Raw genomic sequence first — 15,028 nt, forward strand, 5'->3', positions numbered from 1 at the left:
TCCCTGATTTATACGTAATTTGACACTAATATACTAGTTGAATACGTTGAAGTTGCTAGATTAAATGTTGGTACATAAATATGGTGAAAATGGATGGGCGCTATGTAGGGTTATCCCGACAACTGTTAGGGGTAATCATTGTCATCAGCACTCTATTTACCCTGATAGTGACAGGCTTAAGTTTTTATATTGACTATCAAAATAGAGTCTCTCGAATCAGCACGCAAATTGAACAGGTAGAAGCGAGCTACCTGTCAAGTTTAAGTGCCAGTTTGTGGGTTGAAGACCGAGAACAGTTAAAAGTTCAGGCAGAAGGTATCCTCCGCTTGCCGGAAGTGCAGTACGCGGTTATCAAAGACGGTTCTGATGTGATCGTTGAGCTGGGTAAGCCCGTTGATAAAAATGCCTACGTCCAATCGTGGGACATGGTTCATTCAATGGCTGGAAGAGAGTTTTACTTAGCGACGTTAACTGTTCATTCTGATCTCAATCAAATTTTACAAGACTTCGAACAACGTATCGTTCTCCTCCTATTATTCGAAGCCATCAAAATATTCTTGTTAACCGTAGTCACTATGCTGGTCGTCTATCGATTGGTCGTGAAACGCTTAATGTCGATGTCTTCAGTGATCAGTCAGTTTGAAGAGGGCAATAAACCCGCCTTATTGGTCACGTCAGAACGTCGTTACAATGATGAAATTACAGTCTTAGAAAGTAACTATAACCAAACCGTTGAACAGATTCGCTCTCATTACAGTGAACTTGAAAAAGCCAAAGAAGCGGCTGAGGTTGCGAGCCGTAATAAGAGTGAATTCTTGGCGAATATGAGTCATGAAATTCGAACTCCGATGAATGGGATCATCGGGCTATCTTCATTGCTATCAGAAATGGAAATGAGTCGTGAGCAAAAAGAGTATGTGGATATGCTCAATAGCTCATCACTGACTTTACTTGATCTGATTAACGATATTTTGGACTTCTCTAAAATTGAAGCTGGTCGCTTAGAGCTAGAACAATCGCTCTTTAACCCGGAAGATGTAGTTTCAGACGTCGAGTCGACCTTTAAAGTGAAAGCAGAGCAAAAGAACCTACTTTTTAAAGCGACGATTGACCACCGCACACCTAACTCAGTCATTGGTGATAGCAGCCAGTTACGACAGGTGCTGAACAATCTTATTGGGAACGCCATTAAGTTCACGGAAAATGGTTATGTTCATCTGCATGTGCAGTTAGAGTCGGAATCTGAAGGCAAAGTAAATGTACGCTTTGAAGTGATAGACAGCGGAATTGGTATCGCTAGTGATAAGCAAGAATCTGTGTTTGAAAAATTCCAGCAAGCAGACGGTAGCACCACACGTAATTATGGTGGTACTGGCTTAGGCTTAGCGATTTGTCAGAAAATCGTGGCTTTGATGGGCGGAACTCTGATTGTGGACAGTGAAGAGGGCAGGGGAAGTACTTTTTACTTCACTGTTCAATTTGAAACTGGGACTCAGGAAGATCTCACGCAGTTAAACTTTAGTGATTTATCTGTTCTGCTAGTCGATGACAGTCAACTGAATATGCGGATCACATCTTCTCAATTACAGAGCTTTGGTGCGAATTCTGTTTGTTGCGAGTTGGCTGAAATAGCGCTTGATTTGGTTGAACAGTCCATCACTAACGATAAGCCCTATGACTTAGTTTTGATTGATAAAGTCATGCCGACTATGGATGGCTTTGAGCTAGGTAAAGCGCTTGTTTCTCGCTTCTCCGATAAGTGCCCTAAGTTAGTCATGGTTTCTGCATTTTCTGGTACTGGTGATGAACAACGAGCTAAACAAGCCGGCTTTGTCGCTTACTTATCGCGCCCATATCAAGACAATCAACTGAAATGGCTTATACGTACCGCGTTATCTGGAACGTGTAATACGTTCCCTGAGTTAAATCCTCCTCAGATAGAACAAGAACCTGAGGTTAGCCCTAAAGCAGCGGAACCCGTGGTCACTCAGCTCAATTCAGAGAGCTTAGAAGGCAAGCCCAAAGTTCTAGTGGTTGAAGATTCTTTAGTGAATCAGCAAGTCGCTAAAATGATGCTGGCGAAACTGGGAGTTGCTGTCGATATTGCTGAAAATGGCTTGATAGGGGTCGATATGTACAAGCTTTACGACTATGAGCTGATTTTTATGGATTGCCAAATGCCGGTTCTTGATGGTTTTGAAGCAACGAAACAGATTCGAGAAATAGAGCAAACCACAGGTAAAAGAGTACCCATCGTCGCTTTGACTGCCAATGTCGTGGTAGAGGATAAACACCTTTGTTTCGATGTTGGCATGGATGAATTTTTATCTAAACCAGTAAACCAACCTCAGTTAAGCCGAGTCGTTCATCACTATATTCCTCATTTACTCGACCAAATGAGTAATAGCGATAAGCGGATCCTTTGATTTACCGCCTAGAAAACCGTCGAGAGCAGGTGAATCTGTTCAATATATTGGTTTTCTAGGCTCGCTCTATGCTATATTTCTTCGCCAAGTGTATTACTGACTAAGGCTTTACATGTCTATCAACCTGTCACTTCTTCCACCCGATGAAAAGAATAAAATCGAGTTGGATAAGCAAGCCTCATTTTTAGTTTGGAAACTAAAACATGCGAAAAGTGGTCCTGAAGCCATTGTTGAACAATCGGCTAAAATTACGGATCCACAAGAAAAGGCTTGGTTTGAACAGTCAGTGGAAAAATATAAGCGAGTAATGGGCGTCGCATAATGCGTAGCAACCCTTACTAAGCAATGCTGAACAATTGTAATGATTCAGCTTTTTGCTAAAATTTGCCCCGTTAATTGAATCAGAGAGAAGATCCCGATGGGAAGAAGTTTTGAAGTGCGCAAAGCCTCAATGGCTAAAACTGCAGGCGCAAAAATTAAAGTTTATTCTAAATACGGTAAAGAGATTTACATGTGTGCTAAGAACGGTAGTTCTGATCCAGACATGAACCTAGCTCTTAAGCACCTGATTGCTAAAGCGAAGAAAGACCAAGTACCAGCTCACGTAATCGACAAAGCGATTGATAAAGCAAACGGCGGCGGTGGTGAAGACTTCCAACCAGCTCGCTACGAAGGTTTTGGCCCTGGTGGTACAAGCGTAATCATTGACTGTCTAACAGATAATGGTAACCGTACATTCCAAGATGTTCGCCAATGTTTCGTTAAAACGGGCGCGAAAATCGGTGTTGAAGGTACTGTTTCTCACATGTTCGCTCACCAAGCTGTATTCCAGTTCAAAGGCGAAGATGATGAAATCATTCTAGAAACGCTGATGATGGATGACGTAGACGTGACTGACGTTGAGCTAGAAGACGGTGTAATCACTGTGTTCGCTCCAACGACTGAGTTCTTCAAAACGAAGACTGCGCTACACACTGCATTCCCAGAGCTAGCTCTGGATGTTGAGGAAATCACTTTCGTTCCTCAAACAACGACGCCAATCGCTGAAGAAGACTCTGAGAAATTCCAGAAGTTCCTAGACATGCTTGACGACTGTGATGATGTTCAGCAGGTTTACCACAACGCTGAACTATAATTTACCTTAGTCGTAGATGTAAAAAAACCGAGCTTACTTGCTCGGTTTTTTTATGTCTGGATTTCTATATCGTCTTTGAAAGCATCATGCCCGTTAGGGCTCAGACAAGACAGTGCAACTTTCCCTTCTAAAACCATCGTTCACCCCTTGATCATACTTCCGTATTTTTATCGTTTATCATTGAGCGCTTCTTGAGCGAATACCGGAAGAGTACCTTGTAGCTGTGCGATTTCTAATGAATCTAATATGTCACTTTTGTCTGCTTTCTTAACTCTAGGTGTGGTTAGCCAAGCGGAAAATTTTCTCACCTGAGGCAAAACGGTAAAGCTCAATACGAGTGCGCAAGGCCAAGACATAGTGAAGCTTTGTAGCCAGATTGGTGGCCACTCCGCACTAAAGTGCATTTTTGAGCCAGAGATAATTCCTGACATGATGGCTGCCATGACGAAAGAAGACAAAATGGTATTTAGCCACATTTGTTTTTTGTTCATGCTTTCTCCTTTCTATGTGTTTGAGATTCGATAAATTTGATTGCCCAACAGTGAATAGTTGAACTTTGATATAGAAAGGTTATAACTATCCATATATGAAATAAATAGGCAAAGGTAGAAGTATGAGTTCCATATTTGGAAACGTAGATGATCTGTTCTTGTTTTGTACGGTGGTGGAAGAAGGCTCTTTGTTATCCGCGGCCAAGAAGCTACAACTTCCAGTTTCTACTATGTCTCGCCGGCTCACAGCTTTAGAAGCACGCCTCAATATTCGTTTACTTGAAAAACAGGGTAGAGAGTTAGTACCAACCATGGTTGGTCAAGAGGCGTTCAAGGCGTTAAACAGTGGCATGGAGTCTATACAAACAGCCTTCACTGGGCTGCTGACAGGCAGAGAGTCCGTACAAGGTCGAATTAAGTTGGCAATCCCTCATAACTTCTACTCAGGCTTTGTTGGGAAAATCATTGAGGAGTTTCTCAGTCAGTATCCCAATGTTCAGCTCGATTTAGTGTTAAGCCAAGAGCAGGCCGTACCACAAACCGATCGCGACTTATTGATGACATTTGATATCTCGTCATTGGAAGGTATGATTGCGCGGCCGCTATTTACGGCTCGGCATGGTTTTTTTGCCAGTCCCGAATATTTGCAGAGCCACCCTGCGATAGAAACGGCAGATGATCTTGAAAAACACCTGTGGGTGAGCGTTGATAACCTGCGCCAAATACCAGTGTTTCAAGGTGAAGAACTGCTTCAGATGATCTCTATTACCCCTAAATTGATCGTTAATGATATACACGCGGTGGTTCAAGCGACAGAAAAAGGGATTGGTATCGCTTCGTTACCATTTAGGCATGTTTCCCACAGTATGAATTTGATTCAAATTCTGCCTGAATATCATCGAAGTGACCGCCAAGCGTATTTAGTGTACAAAGAAAGAAAATATCAGCCAAAGGCACTGACGTTGCTGATTGAAGCATTGATTGAAGGTATTCAATTGGCGCAGAAATTAGTACCAGTCAAATAAAAGGAGAAAGTAATGAAAGTAAGTTTTATCGGACTGGGCGTAATGGGTTTCCCAATGGCTGGACACCTAAAAAGTGCTGGCTTTGATGTAACAGTATTTAACCGAACTCATGCTAAAGCAGTGGCGTGGGCTGAAAAGTATCATGGTAAAGCAGCTGAAACCGTAGCTGAATGTGTTGCTGATGCTGACGTGGTATTGGTTTGTGTAGGCAACGATGACGATGTTCGTAGCATGACTACCAGTGAAACTGGTGCGTTACAGGCCATGAAAAAGAATGCAATCTTAGTTGATCATACAACGACCTCGGCTTTGTTATCTGAAGAGCTTCAAGTTGCTGCTGATGAAACGGGGATCCGCTTTATGGATGCTCCTGTATCTGGTGGTCAAGCAGGAGCTGAGAATGGCGTGCTAACGATTATGTGTGGTGGCGAGCAAGAGTTGTTTGACGAGCTACAGCCTATCTTCGAAGCTTACGGAAAATCTTCTGTTCTGATGGGACGAGTTGGCCAAGGTCAACGTGCGAAAATGGTTAACCAAATTTGTATTACCGGCATCCTTACAGGTCTATCTGAAGGCTTAGTGCTGGCGGAGAAAGCGGGGTTAGATATCCCTACGCTGGTGGATTGCTTGAAAAATGGTGCTGCAGGTTCTTGGCAGATGGAAAATCGTGCCACGACGATGGCTGAGAATAAATTCGACTTTGGCTTTGCCATTGATTGGATGATCAAAGACCTTGGTTTCTGTCTAGATGAAGCAGAACGACAAGGGCTACAGCTGCCTTTGACTGAAAAGACAATGGCTTCTTACAAGGCTTTATCTGCACGAGGTGATAACCGTATGGATACTTCGGTACTCATGAAAGCTGTAGTTGAACAAACTAAGAAGTAACGAGAACCGTCTAGCTTGATAGTTTGAGCTAACAGAATGGTATAAATAGTAAGGCGCAGATTCGAATGGTATCTGCGCCTTTTTGTTAGTTTTGAATCAATTTTTGCGTTTTCCACCTATAGCTTACTGCTTATACTCACCTTTCACAGAAGCTTCACGATACGCTTCGATTTTTCCTTCTGCTTTCAGTTTAGAGAGGCCACGGTTAAAAGCGTCTAAGATTTCTTGTGCTCTTGGGGACTTTTTAGAAATGATGAGTGAATAATCTCTTTCGGTCAGCGTTTTGCTGTTCGTTTCAATTTTTCCGGATAAACCTAAACGATTAACGGTTTCTTTACCGACATCGGTATCTTCCAATATGATATCCAACCGTCCGGCACCTAGTTTTTTGTAATTACTTTCCGCTTTAGAAATACGTAATATTTTCAACTTACCCTGCTTCTCTAGTTCTTCCGTTCCGTATGCGTAACCAACTACCCCTCCAATTTTGTACTTGGCTAAGTCTTCTAGGGTACTCCAATTGATGCTCTTACCTTTTTGCTGGAACAAAGAAGTACTTAAGGTGATTACAGGGTCAGAATAGTGAAAGGAAGCCTCTCGATCTGGGTTTTTACTCCAGATAAACGAGCCATCTAAATTACCTGATTTAGCCTCTTCATATCCTCGTTTCCAAGGCATATACGTAAGCTCAACGGTATAACCCTCGGCAGCAAACGCCTCCGTAATAATTTGAGTAATAAAGCCTTCGTGTTTTAGCGATTTAGATTGGTACGGAGCCCATTCACCTGTCGCGAGTTTGACGGTATTGGCTGCGACTAAGCTGGTAAACAGTAATGCAGTTACCAGTAATAGATATTTATTGATGACATGAAACATGGCGGATAGTCCTTTAAGTTACGCCTCTAATGATAAAAAGATTAGTAGCTTTTACTCACTTCAACAAATATCTCTGAATGGGATTGCACGTTAGCTTAGGGGAGGCTGAATCGACGCTGAAGATCAGCAGGATATTGAGATTTCCCCTTTCCAAATAGCCATAACGCAGATCCAAACAAACCGCTTACTCTTATTTTCTGCCGTTCATCTAACATAATGACCGTTTGTCGCATTGAGCAACAAGCGCGACAAAGAGTCGTTAACCTTTCATCATCAACTTATGAAAGGACACATGTTATGGTAACTATTAGCAAGGTCAACACGAATAACGTAAGTAACACAAACCGCAAATCTCATTCTGTACTTAAACAGTCTTTTCTTATCGCAATGATGTCATTTGGTATGACGGGCTACTCCGTCGCTCAAGCTAACCCAAGCCTCGAAACTTTGTCTATTTACAACCAAGCGGCGCAAGGTGATGAAGAGTCTGTAGATGTCGCGTACCAACGTCTAAATGAAACCCTAAAGGCACAAGGAGCGACACCACTGACTTTGGTGTACATCGGCAGCACAGAGACGCTCATGGGGCGCGATGCCTTCTTACCTTGGAATAAGATGAAGTATGTCGAAAAGGGCTTAGCAACGATTGATAAGTCTTTAAACTTACTCAACGACGTTGACTCTCCTCTTCATGAACAAGAACGTATCCAAGGTTTACCAGAGTCGTACCTTACTCGTGCAATGGCAGCAGTCACTTATACTTCCTTGCCTGATATCTTTAATCACTTTGAACGAGGCTACGATTTATTCCTTTCTTTGCTGGCTGAAGAACCATTTTCACAGCAACACTTTTCCGCAACAGCCTGGGTGTATCGCTATGCCATTGAAGCGTCTATTCGAGCACAAGATCTGCAACAAGCCGAGTTGTGGTTAGCACTAATGGAAAGCAAAGATGCTAAGAACATCGAGACGATGACGGCGAGCGCTTTACTGGAAAAAGCACGCGGCTAGGTGAGTGTTTTGTGAGTAGCTTAGAAGGAAGTGAGCATGATTCAATTTAAACAGTTAAGTAAGAACTATCAGCTAGGGAAGCAGTCCGTCTGCGCGCTACAAGGCGTAGACGGCAACATTCAGCAAGGTGAAATGGTCGCACTTTGTGGTCCGTCAGGTTCAGGAAAGAGCAGTTTGCTTAATATTCTCGGTTTGCTTGATATGGACTACCAAGGAAGCATTGTGATTGATGGGAAGGCGTACCCAACCGAACGTATAGCGGCGGCACACTTTCGAAGGCAGCAACTTGGTTTTGTCTTCCAGAAGTTTAATTTAGTTCCTGTTATGACGGCTCTTGAAAATGTTGCCTACCCTCTGATGTTAAACAATATGGCTCAACCAGAGCTGTATAACCGCGCTAAAGCGATGTTGGAACGTGTTGGACTAGGAGAGTTTGTTCATCATAGGCCAGATAATCTTTCTGGTGGTCAGCAACAGCGTGTCGCTATTGCTAGAGCCCTCGTACATAACCCAAAGCTAGTTATAGCCGATGAGCCTACCGCCAGTTTAGATAGTAAAAGCGCCAATTTGGTTATCGATATTATGAAAGAGTTAGGCTACGAGTTTGGCACGACTTTTATTGTAGCGACACACGATCCTAGAATGGCGCAGCGTTGTGATAGAGCAATAGAACTATTTGATGGGAAATTGGCTTCTTCAGCGCAAGTGGAGGCTATCTCATGGGCAAGTTAATGAATTCTCCAGTCGCTTCTATTCAGACTTGGTTCTTACCAAATGCGCTACGTTTAGCTTGGTTAAACTTATTGCGAAATGGACGTAGAAGCTTGCTTACCGTCTTGATCATTGCCATTGCAGTATTTGCGTTAACCAGTGCTGGGGGGTATGGCCTTTATACTTATGAATCTTTGCGAGAGTCTACCGCCCGCGATACTGGTCATTTAACGTTAAGTATTCCTGGTTACTTTGAAGCAGATGAAGACATGCCTCTGAGTAATGGTTTGCGTAATGCTCAGGAAATAATGCGTAACATCATAGGTGATGCTGATGTGAGAGGTGTGCAACCTAGGGTTTACTTTAGTGGCTTAATTTCAAACGGTACTAAATCGAACATTTTTATGGGGACTGGCGTTAACGAACGCGAGTTTGATATGAAAGGCCCTTTTTTGGATGTGCGTAGCGGCAGTACTTTATCAGGTGTCAATTCGCCACGTTACAACGCACAAGAGCCTCAAGTTATGCTTGGTATTGAACTCGCACGTAACCTTAAAGTGGCTGTCGGGGACTGGGTTACTCTGCTCGCAACCACCAGCGATGGCGCATTAAATGCGTTTGATTTTAAGGTTCGCGGTATTTACTCCACAGGTGTTCCTGAATTAGATAAACGTCAGCTTTATGTTCATATCACGAGTGCGCAAGAGCTATTAGCCTCAGAAAAAGTCAGTACGCTTTCTGTTTTCTTGTTTGAAACAGAATTGACTTCTACCGTCCAAGACCGATTAGACATTCAGCTAGCAAGTTCGCACACGAGCGATTCAGGGGCAGTTTCAGAACCTGATCAACCATTGGGAATAAACGAGCAGACCATTGAGATTACGCCTTGGCAAGATCGCGCTTTTTTCTACACCAAAGTGAAAGATTTATACGACCGAATTTTCGGCATCATGGGCGCAGTTATGGCATTGGTGGTATTTGTCGCGCTGTTTAACACTATGACGATGTCAGTCACGGAGCGCACACGAGAGATCGGCACCTTATCTGCTCTTGGGAGTTACCCGTCTGAAATTATCTCTGGCTTTATGAAAGAGGCTGGTTTGCTTGCTGTTATCGGCAGTTTGGTTGGCGCGCTGGCGAGTGGCTTAATGAGTTTACTGTTGTTGATTGTTGATGTGCAGATGCCGCCACCTCCTGGCAGAACTGATGGCTATCCATTGAATATTTACTTCTCTATCGAGCTTGTCGCATACGCAACTCTAGGAGTGATGCTGATTTGTTTGTGTGCGGCTTACCTGTCTGCAAAAAAAGGCGTAAATAAACCAATAACAGAGGCGCTAGTGTATGTGTAATTCAAAACGATTCAGCCATTGGGCTCTGGTCACCAACGTCAGTGTATCAGCGAGAAAATACTGGGTTTTGAGTGCATTGTTAATGAGTGGGTTTTCGGTCGCGGGACAGTCTGCCGATTCGCAAGTTCTCGATATGCAGTCTATGGACAAACAAGCCGTTAGCGAGATGATTTTAAAAGCGGATCGATTCCGCCTCAATTCGGATGAAGCCTCCAAAGTAGTGTCACTAGTCAGCTTGTACGAGAGCGAAAAGCTGGATAAAACCCGAGAATATAATGTCTATACACGGCCGAACCGTGAATCTTTAGTTATTTTCAAATCAGCTGTTGAGGCAGGACAAAAGATGTTGATGGTTGAAGGCAACTACTGGCTATTAATGCCTAAAAGTCGTCGTCCAATTCGAATCACGCCGATGCAAAAACTGCTGGGTGAAGCATCTGTCGGGGACATTTCTACCTTAACCTGGAGTGAGGATTACCAAGGGGAGTGGATTGAGCAACAAACGGTGAAGCTGCTTTCTGGGAAGGAAATATCGACTGACCTTATAAAGCTGGTGGCTAAAACCAAAGGCGCAAGCTATCAAACCATCGATCTTTGGTTGAGTACAGAGGATTCGTTTCCTATTAAAGCGGATATGTATCTACGTTCCGGAAAAATAGCCAAACAGGCTTGGTTTGAACAAGGTGAAAGGAACGGACTTCCCAGTGTGACTGCGATGACCTTGCTCGATAAGATACAGTCAAGTAAGAAAACGGTCATTGAATACCAAGAGATCAGCCAGCAGAGCCTAGAAGATAAATACTATAACCCTGCTTACCTTTCACGTAACAAAGTGTCGGGGTTGTAGTGATGGGAAATAAGAGTCTCTCTCATTCTGTGTTCGGATTGCATATCCCGATCTTCTGCGCAGCATTGCTAGGTGAGATTTCTACGGTAAGTGCGCAAGAGTGGAGTTTTGGTTGGGATTGGCAAGTGGGCATTGAGTCTAGTCAGTCAAGAGAAACATCATTCAATTCGAATACTTCGCAAGGAGACTCATCTCAATATCATTCTCAGTCTCAGTCTCAGTCTCAGTCTCAGTCTCAGTCTTTGAATGCGTTACTTGATTTAGAGGTAGGGTATAAAAACTGGCTTGGGTTATTTGCCATAAAAGGTAACGATTTATGGTTTGAACGCTCATTGGATGCCAATTCGAGTCAGTATCCACCAGAGCCAGATCCTGAAGCAGAATTTATAATTCAAGAGCTGTTTTGGCAGGGGGGCGTGGAAGTTTCTAATACCTTGTTTGGCGATCACTACCTTGATCTTGCTCTTGGTAAAATTCGTTTAGATTGGGGAGTTGGGTACGGTTATCGCCCGTTAGATATCATCAAGCTTTACCGACAAAATCCTGTTGGTATTGTCGCTGAAGAGGGAGCCGGTATTGCTTCGATATCCTTGTTCGATACGTCGGGTGAATGGACACTACTTTACAGCGACTCCTCATGGACATCGCAAAGTGTCAACGAATTTGAAAGCGCGAATGCTCAACAAGGCGTGGGTATTCGCCGTTACAACATGGTTGGGGAGCATGAATATCAATGGTTAGCTTATTACGATGATGTTCGTCACGGGCTCGTGGGCGCTAGCCTAGTGTCTGTACTGAACTTGGCGTGGGAGTTTCATGGGTCTATGGTGTATCAGCGTCAGAGTGTTGGATATCAGTTACCGAGTAGTGTGTACCTTCCTGTTGAATTAGGGGAGCAAGGTGACGCACTTCAGGCTTTACTTGGTTTAACTTGGGCGAATGAGGTTGGGCATAATGTGGTGCTTGAATATTGGTTTGATAGCCGCGCCTGGAGTGATTCTGACTGGAACGAAGCGCAAGGTAATGCGAAGTCTTTAACGGGGCAATCGCAGACTGAAATGTTGGGGCTGTCTTATGGTCAAGGCTTCCAACACGCTAATATCGTTGAGCATAACCTTATGTTCCACTGGTCTTTAGACTCTTCGGCCTGGGCTCAGATTTTTTCTGGCTCGTCAGACAACGTGACTGCTAGTGTGTTTGATTGGCTGGATAATTTAACACCAACATTTGATCTTATCTACGCCCCCCAAGATGGCGGCATTATTGCGACGCAGTGGCTGAACTATCAGTTATCAGACACAGGTGAGTCGTCGATTGATTTGGAACTTGCCGCACGATTCTTAGCCGGTAAACACGATTCTGCTTACGCCAATTTACCTGAAAGCCATATGATTCTTCTAAATATCAAAGGACGATTTTAATGACAGATTCTAATTCGCGTTCAAACAGCGCATCTTGGGTGAAGAGTTCTCTTCTCACTACACTATTTTGTCTTTTGATTGCCATTACCACTCAAACTATTTGGGGAGGGGACTTTTTCGGTAACGTCATTATTAGTCTTGGGTTTGGCTATAGCGCGTTAGTCTCTTCGTTTGTTATTGCAAAGTTGTTCCCTAAAGTCTCTAGGTTGGTAGAGACGATTCTTTCAATGATAATTGCAATATCGGTCGGAACAATAAACGCTCAATTCTGGATTAATGGTTACTTCGATTACAATTTCTCAGAGATGAAATCAGTCGTACTGCTTGGCGTGATTTTTTGTGGCATGTGTTATTACTATTTCTACACAAAAGAGCAAAAAATGCTCGCGGAACATGAACTTGAAGTCGCGAAACGTCGTCAAGCTGATCAAGAAAAAGTGGTTGTGGTTAGCCAGTTAAAGCAGCTACAGAGCCAAATTGAACCGCATTTTCTGTTTAATACACTTGCCAATATTAGTGCTTTGATAGAATCCGACAGCGACAAAGCAAAGCTTATGTTGGAAAAACTCACTGATTTATTGAGAGCAACGCTGAAAAACAGCCGTAATGAATCATCAACGGTAGGGCAAGAGCTGGCACTGAATGATGCGTATCTAAACATTCAAAAAATCCGTTTAGGTGAACGTTTAGCTTTTTCAATAACAGCGCTAGGTGTTGATGATACTCAAGCATTGCCGCCCTTTCTTATTCAACCCTTGGTTGAAAATGCGTTAACACATGGCATTGAACCGAGTGTTAATGGTGGATGTGTCGATATCGAAATCTCATCGAAAGAGGGTATGTTAACGATGACGGTTTCTGATAACGGTGTTGGGCTCAATGCCGGTTTTGTGACAACTGGTCACGGTGTAGCATTGGATAACATTCGCCAGAGAATCAATACTTTGTTTGAAGGGCGAGCCAAAATGACAATAATTGAAAATGGATCTGGCGGTGTCACGTCTTCAATCTCAATTCCGATGGAAATGAACCGCTAACCGCTCAATTTACAGTGTGAATTGAAACCGACAAAGGAGATGGAACGATTTTGGATAGTGCAATCACTGCGATTATAGCTGACGACGAGGCTTTGTTGAGACATCACCTTGATAAGACGTTAGCGGAAGTTTGGCCGGAACTTGAAGTTATAGTAAAAGCTAAAAATGGAACAGAAGCGTTAACGTCTATCCAAGCACACTCACCAGATATTGCCTTTTTGGATATTCGCATGCCTGAACTTGATGGTATGAGCGTAGCGAAGCAACTTCAAAAATTGCCTAACCCTCCTATTGTGGTATTTATTACCGCTTACGATGAATACGCGGTGAAAGCTTTTGAACATAATGCTATTGATTACATCCTTAAACCGATCAGTGAAAATCGACTGGTTGCGACCTGTGACAAGATCAAAGCGCGTTTATCAGAAACCAGCAAGGTGCAGAATATTAATCAGACCGCTCCAGACCTTACAGCGCTAATGAACCAGATCCAGCAATTGTCTCAACCTACTCAAACACCTCAATATTTAAGTTGGATAAAAGCAACAGCTGGCGAAGATTTACACCTTATTTCTATTTCCGATGTTTTGTTTTTTAAGGCTGAAGACAAGTATGTCTCTGTATTTAAAAAGGGAGAGCTTCAGTTAGAGGAGTACATTATACGAACGTCGTTGAAAGAACTTATTACTCAGCTGAATCCTGATGAGTTTTGGCAAATTCACCGTTCAACCGTAGTCCGAGTCGCGGCTATTGAGAAGGTAAAGAAAGATTTTACTGGGCAGATGTCAGCCTTCATTGAAGGGAATAAATTACCCGTCAGTCGTTCATCTCAATCGTTATTTAAAGGAATGTAAGTTACGGCTTAGTTTTACATCATTCCAATTGGTTATCACGCTAATACCTCTATTTCATTATTCCTTTCAATCATGGCTATTTATCCTATATGAGTAAATAGCCTTTCGAGACACCCCTGTAATTTGGCTATCACGACTGAGCTTTACCTAATGGATTAGGTCAGTTGAATTTCGTTAGGGAAAGCTAATTACACAGAGCCCCATGAAACGCAGCCTACTAATATTGAGTTTAATTTCTCTCCCAAGCCACGCTGATCTTGTTGAATCTATAGAAAAGTTTACCGATATTTTTGGTGTCAGCTTATCCAATAGCAACGGTGAAACAATCTATACCTTAGATGTTACTTATGACGTCACTGATAATTTAAGAGTCTTTGGTGATATTGATACGGAATCCAATTGGGAGGCTGGATTTGGCTATTCGTTTTGGCAAGGTGAAACGTATTACACTGAAAATACAATTAAGGTGAATGATCGCCAATACTCGACGGGAATATTCGTCGCTAAAGTATTGAATGATAGATGGATTGCTATTGGTGATATCAATTACAACTATAAACTGGAGGTTGATGATCCACTTTGTAAAGGGATGGATATTTGTAATGGAAACCCTTTTGGGGTGAGCTACTTGCCATCAGACAGTATCGACTACAGCTTAGGTGCAATGTGGAGCGCGCATACTTACGTTGATTTACTTTATAAATTTAACCAAGAAGTGGGCACCTCGCATAACGTCATTACAGCTTTTGATTCAGGTCGAGTAAAAGTCGCAAGAACAAACCTCATTTATCACGAAGCTATCATGTATTTGAACTTAAAATATATCCGTCCATCGGTGACGTACACCATAAGTGAACATTTTGAAAATAGCGTGGAGTTCGGGCTCACTTTCGATTTTTAATCTACGTATTTTTTAGAACGCCCCTTAATAGGGGCTTTTTTGTATCTGGGATC

The 15,028-nt window shown here is 42.8% G+C and carries 14 protein-coding genes and 1 pseudogene; 13 read left to right on the forward strand and 2 right to left on the reverse strand.

The features are described from left to right. The first annotated feature begins 80 nt into the window (after positions 1-80). The 3 genes from L4C33_RS03640 (at position 81) to L4C33_RS03650 (ending at position 3,561) form a co-directional block, all read left to right on the forward strand. The gene (locus L4C33_RS03640) at positions 81-2,426 is read left to right on the forward strand and encodes a response regulator (protein WP_428811090.1); all 2,346 of its coding nucleotides are present in this window, start codon (positions 81-83) and stop codon (positions 2,424-2,426) included. Between the two features lie 112 nt (positions 2,427-2,538). Further along, positions 2,539-2,748, forward strand: a complete 210-nt coding sequence (locus L4C33_RS03645) for a DUF3283 family protein (RefSeq protein ID WP_428811091.1) — start codon at positions 2,539-2,541, stop codon at positions 2,746-2,748. 96 nt (positions 2,749-2,844) lie between these two features. Further along, positions 2,845-3,561, forward strand: coding sequence for a YebC/PmpR family DNA-binding transcriptional regulator (locus tag L4C33_RS03650; protein ID WP_428811092.1), 717 nt, complete (start codon positions 2,845-2,847; stop codon positions 3,559-3,561). Positions 3,562-3,833: 272 nt separating this feature from the next. Here the strand turns inward: L4C33_RS03650 and L4C33_RS03655 are convergent. Next, positions 3,834-4,052: pseudogene (locus L4C33_RS03655) on the reverse strand (DUF2798 domain-containing protein); the annotation flags it as partial. A gap of 122 nt (positions 4,053-4,174) precedes the next feature. Between L4C33_RS03655 and L4C33_RS03660 the strand changes: the two are divergent. Together L4C33_RS03660 and L4C33_RS03665 are read left to right on the forward strand one after the other, a co-directional pair. Continuing rightward, positions 4,175-5,077: a LysR family transcriptional regulator gene (locus tag L4C33_RS03660; protein ID WP_428811093.1), complete on the forward strand. Its 903-nt coding sequence runs from the start codon at positions 4,175-4,177 to the stop codon at positions 5,075-5,077. A 12-nt stretch (positions 5,078-5,089) separates the two neighbouring features. Beyond that, entirely contained in the window at positions 5,090-5,965 is an 876-nt protein-coding gene (locus L4C33_RS03665) for an NAD(P)-dependent oxidoreductase (protein WP_428811094.1), read from the forward strand. A gap of 123 nt (positions 5,966-6,088) precedes the next feature. Here the strand turns inward: L4C33_RS03665 and L4C33_RS03670 are convergent, their stop codons facing one another. After that, complete coding sequence (locus tag L4C33_RS03670) at positions 6,089-6,841, reverse strand: substrate-binding periplasmic protein (protein WP_428811095.1); 753 nt, start codon at positions 6,839-6,841, stop codon at positions 6,089-6,091. A gap of 297 nt (positions 6,842-7,138) precedes the next feature. Between L4C33_RS03670 and L4C33_RS03675 the strand changes: the two genes are divergently transcribed. From L4C33_RS03675 to L4C33_RS03710, 8 genes are all read left to right on the forward strand, one after another. Beyond that, positions 7,139-7,852, forward strand: a complete 714-nt coding sequence (locus L4C33_RS03675; protein ID WP_428811096.1) for a hypothetical protein — start codon at positions 7,139-7,141, stop codon at positions 7,850-7,852. Between the two features lie 36 nt (positions 7,853-7,888). After that, the gene (locus L4C33_RS03680) at positions 7,889-8,584 is read left to right on the forward strand and encodes an ABC transporter ATP-binding protein (protein ID WP_428811097.1); all 696 of its coding nucleotides are present in this window, start codon (positions 7,889-7,891) and stop codon (positions 8,582-8,584) included. After that, positions 8,572-9,915: an ABC transporter permease gene (locus tag L4C33_RS03685; protein WP_428811098.1), complete on the forward strand. Its 1,344-nt coding sequence runs from the start codon at positions 8,572-8,574 to the stop codon at positions 9,913-9,915. The genes L4C33_RS03680 and L4C33_RS03685 overlap by 13 nt, the downstream gene beginning before the upstream one ends. A gap of 82 nt (positions 9,916-9,997) precedes the next feature. Then, on the forward strand, positions 9,998-10,762 hold the full coding sequence (locus L4C33_RS03690; RefSeq protein WP_428811113.1) for an outer membrane lipoprotein-sorting protein: 765 nt from the start codon (positions 9,998-10,000) through the stop codon (positions 10,760-10,762). 2 nt (positions 10,763-10,764) lie between these two features. After that, positions 10,765-12,183, forward strand: coding sequence for a hypothetical protein (locus L4C33_RS03695; RefSeq protein ID WP_428811114.1), 1,419 nt, complete (start codon positions 10,765-10,767; stop codon positions 12,181-12,183). Further along, positions 12,183-13,220, forward strand: coding sequence for a sensor histidine kinase (locus tag L4C33_RS03700; RefSeq protein ID WP_428811099.1), 1,038 nt, complete (start codon positions 12,183-12,185; stop codon positions 13,218-13,220). The genes L4C33_RS03695 and L4C33_RS03700 overlap by 1 nt, the downstream gene beginning before the upstream one ends. A gap of 47 nt (positions 13,221-13,267) precedes the next feature. Then, complete coding sequence (locus L4C33_RS03705) at positions 13,268-14,074, forward strand: LytR/AlgR family response regulator transcription factor (protein ID WP_428811115.1); 807 nt, start codon at positions 13,268-13,270, stop codon at positions 14,072-14,074. Positions 14,075-14,276: 202 nt separating this feature from the next. Beyond that, positions 14,277-14,975 carry a hypothetical protein gene (locus L4C33_RS03710; protein WP_428811100.1) on the forward strand — a complete coding sequence of 233 codons (699 nt, stop codon included), beginning with the start codon at positions 14,277-14,279 and terminating at the stop codon, positions 14,973-14,975. Positions 14,976-15,028: the final 53 nt, after the last annotated feature.

Source organism: Vibrio makurazakiensis, from assembly GCF_050337375.1.
Lineage (GTDB): Bacteria > Pseudomonadota > Gammaproteobacteria > Enterobacterales > Vibrionaceae > Vibrio > Vibrio makurazakiensis.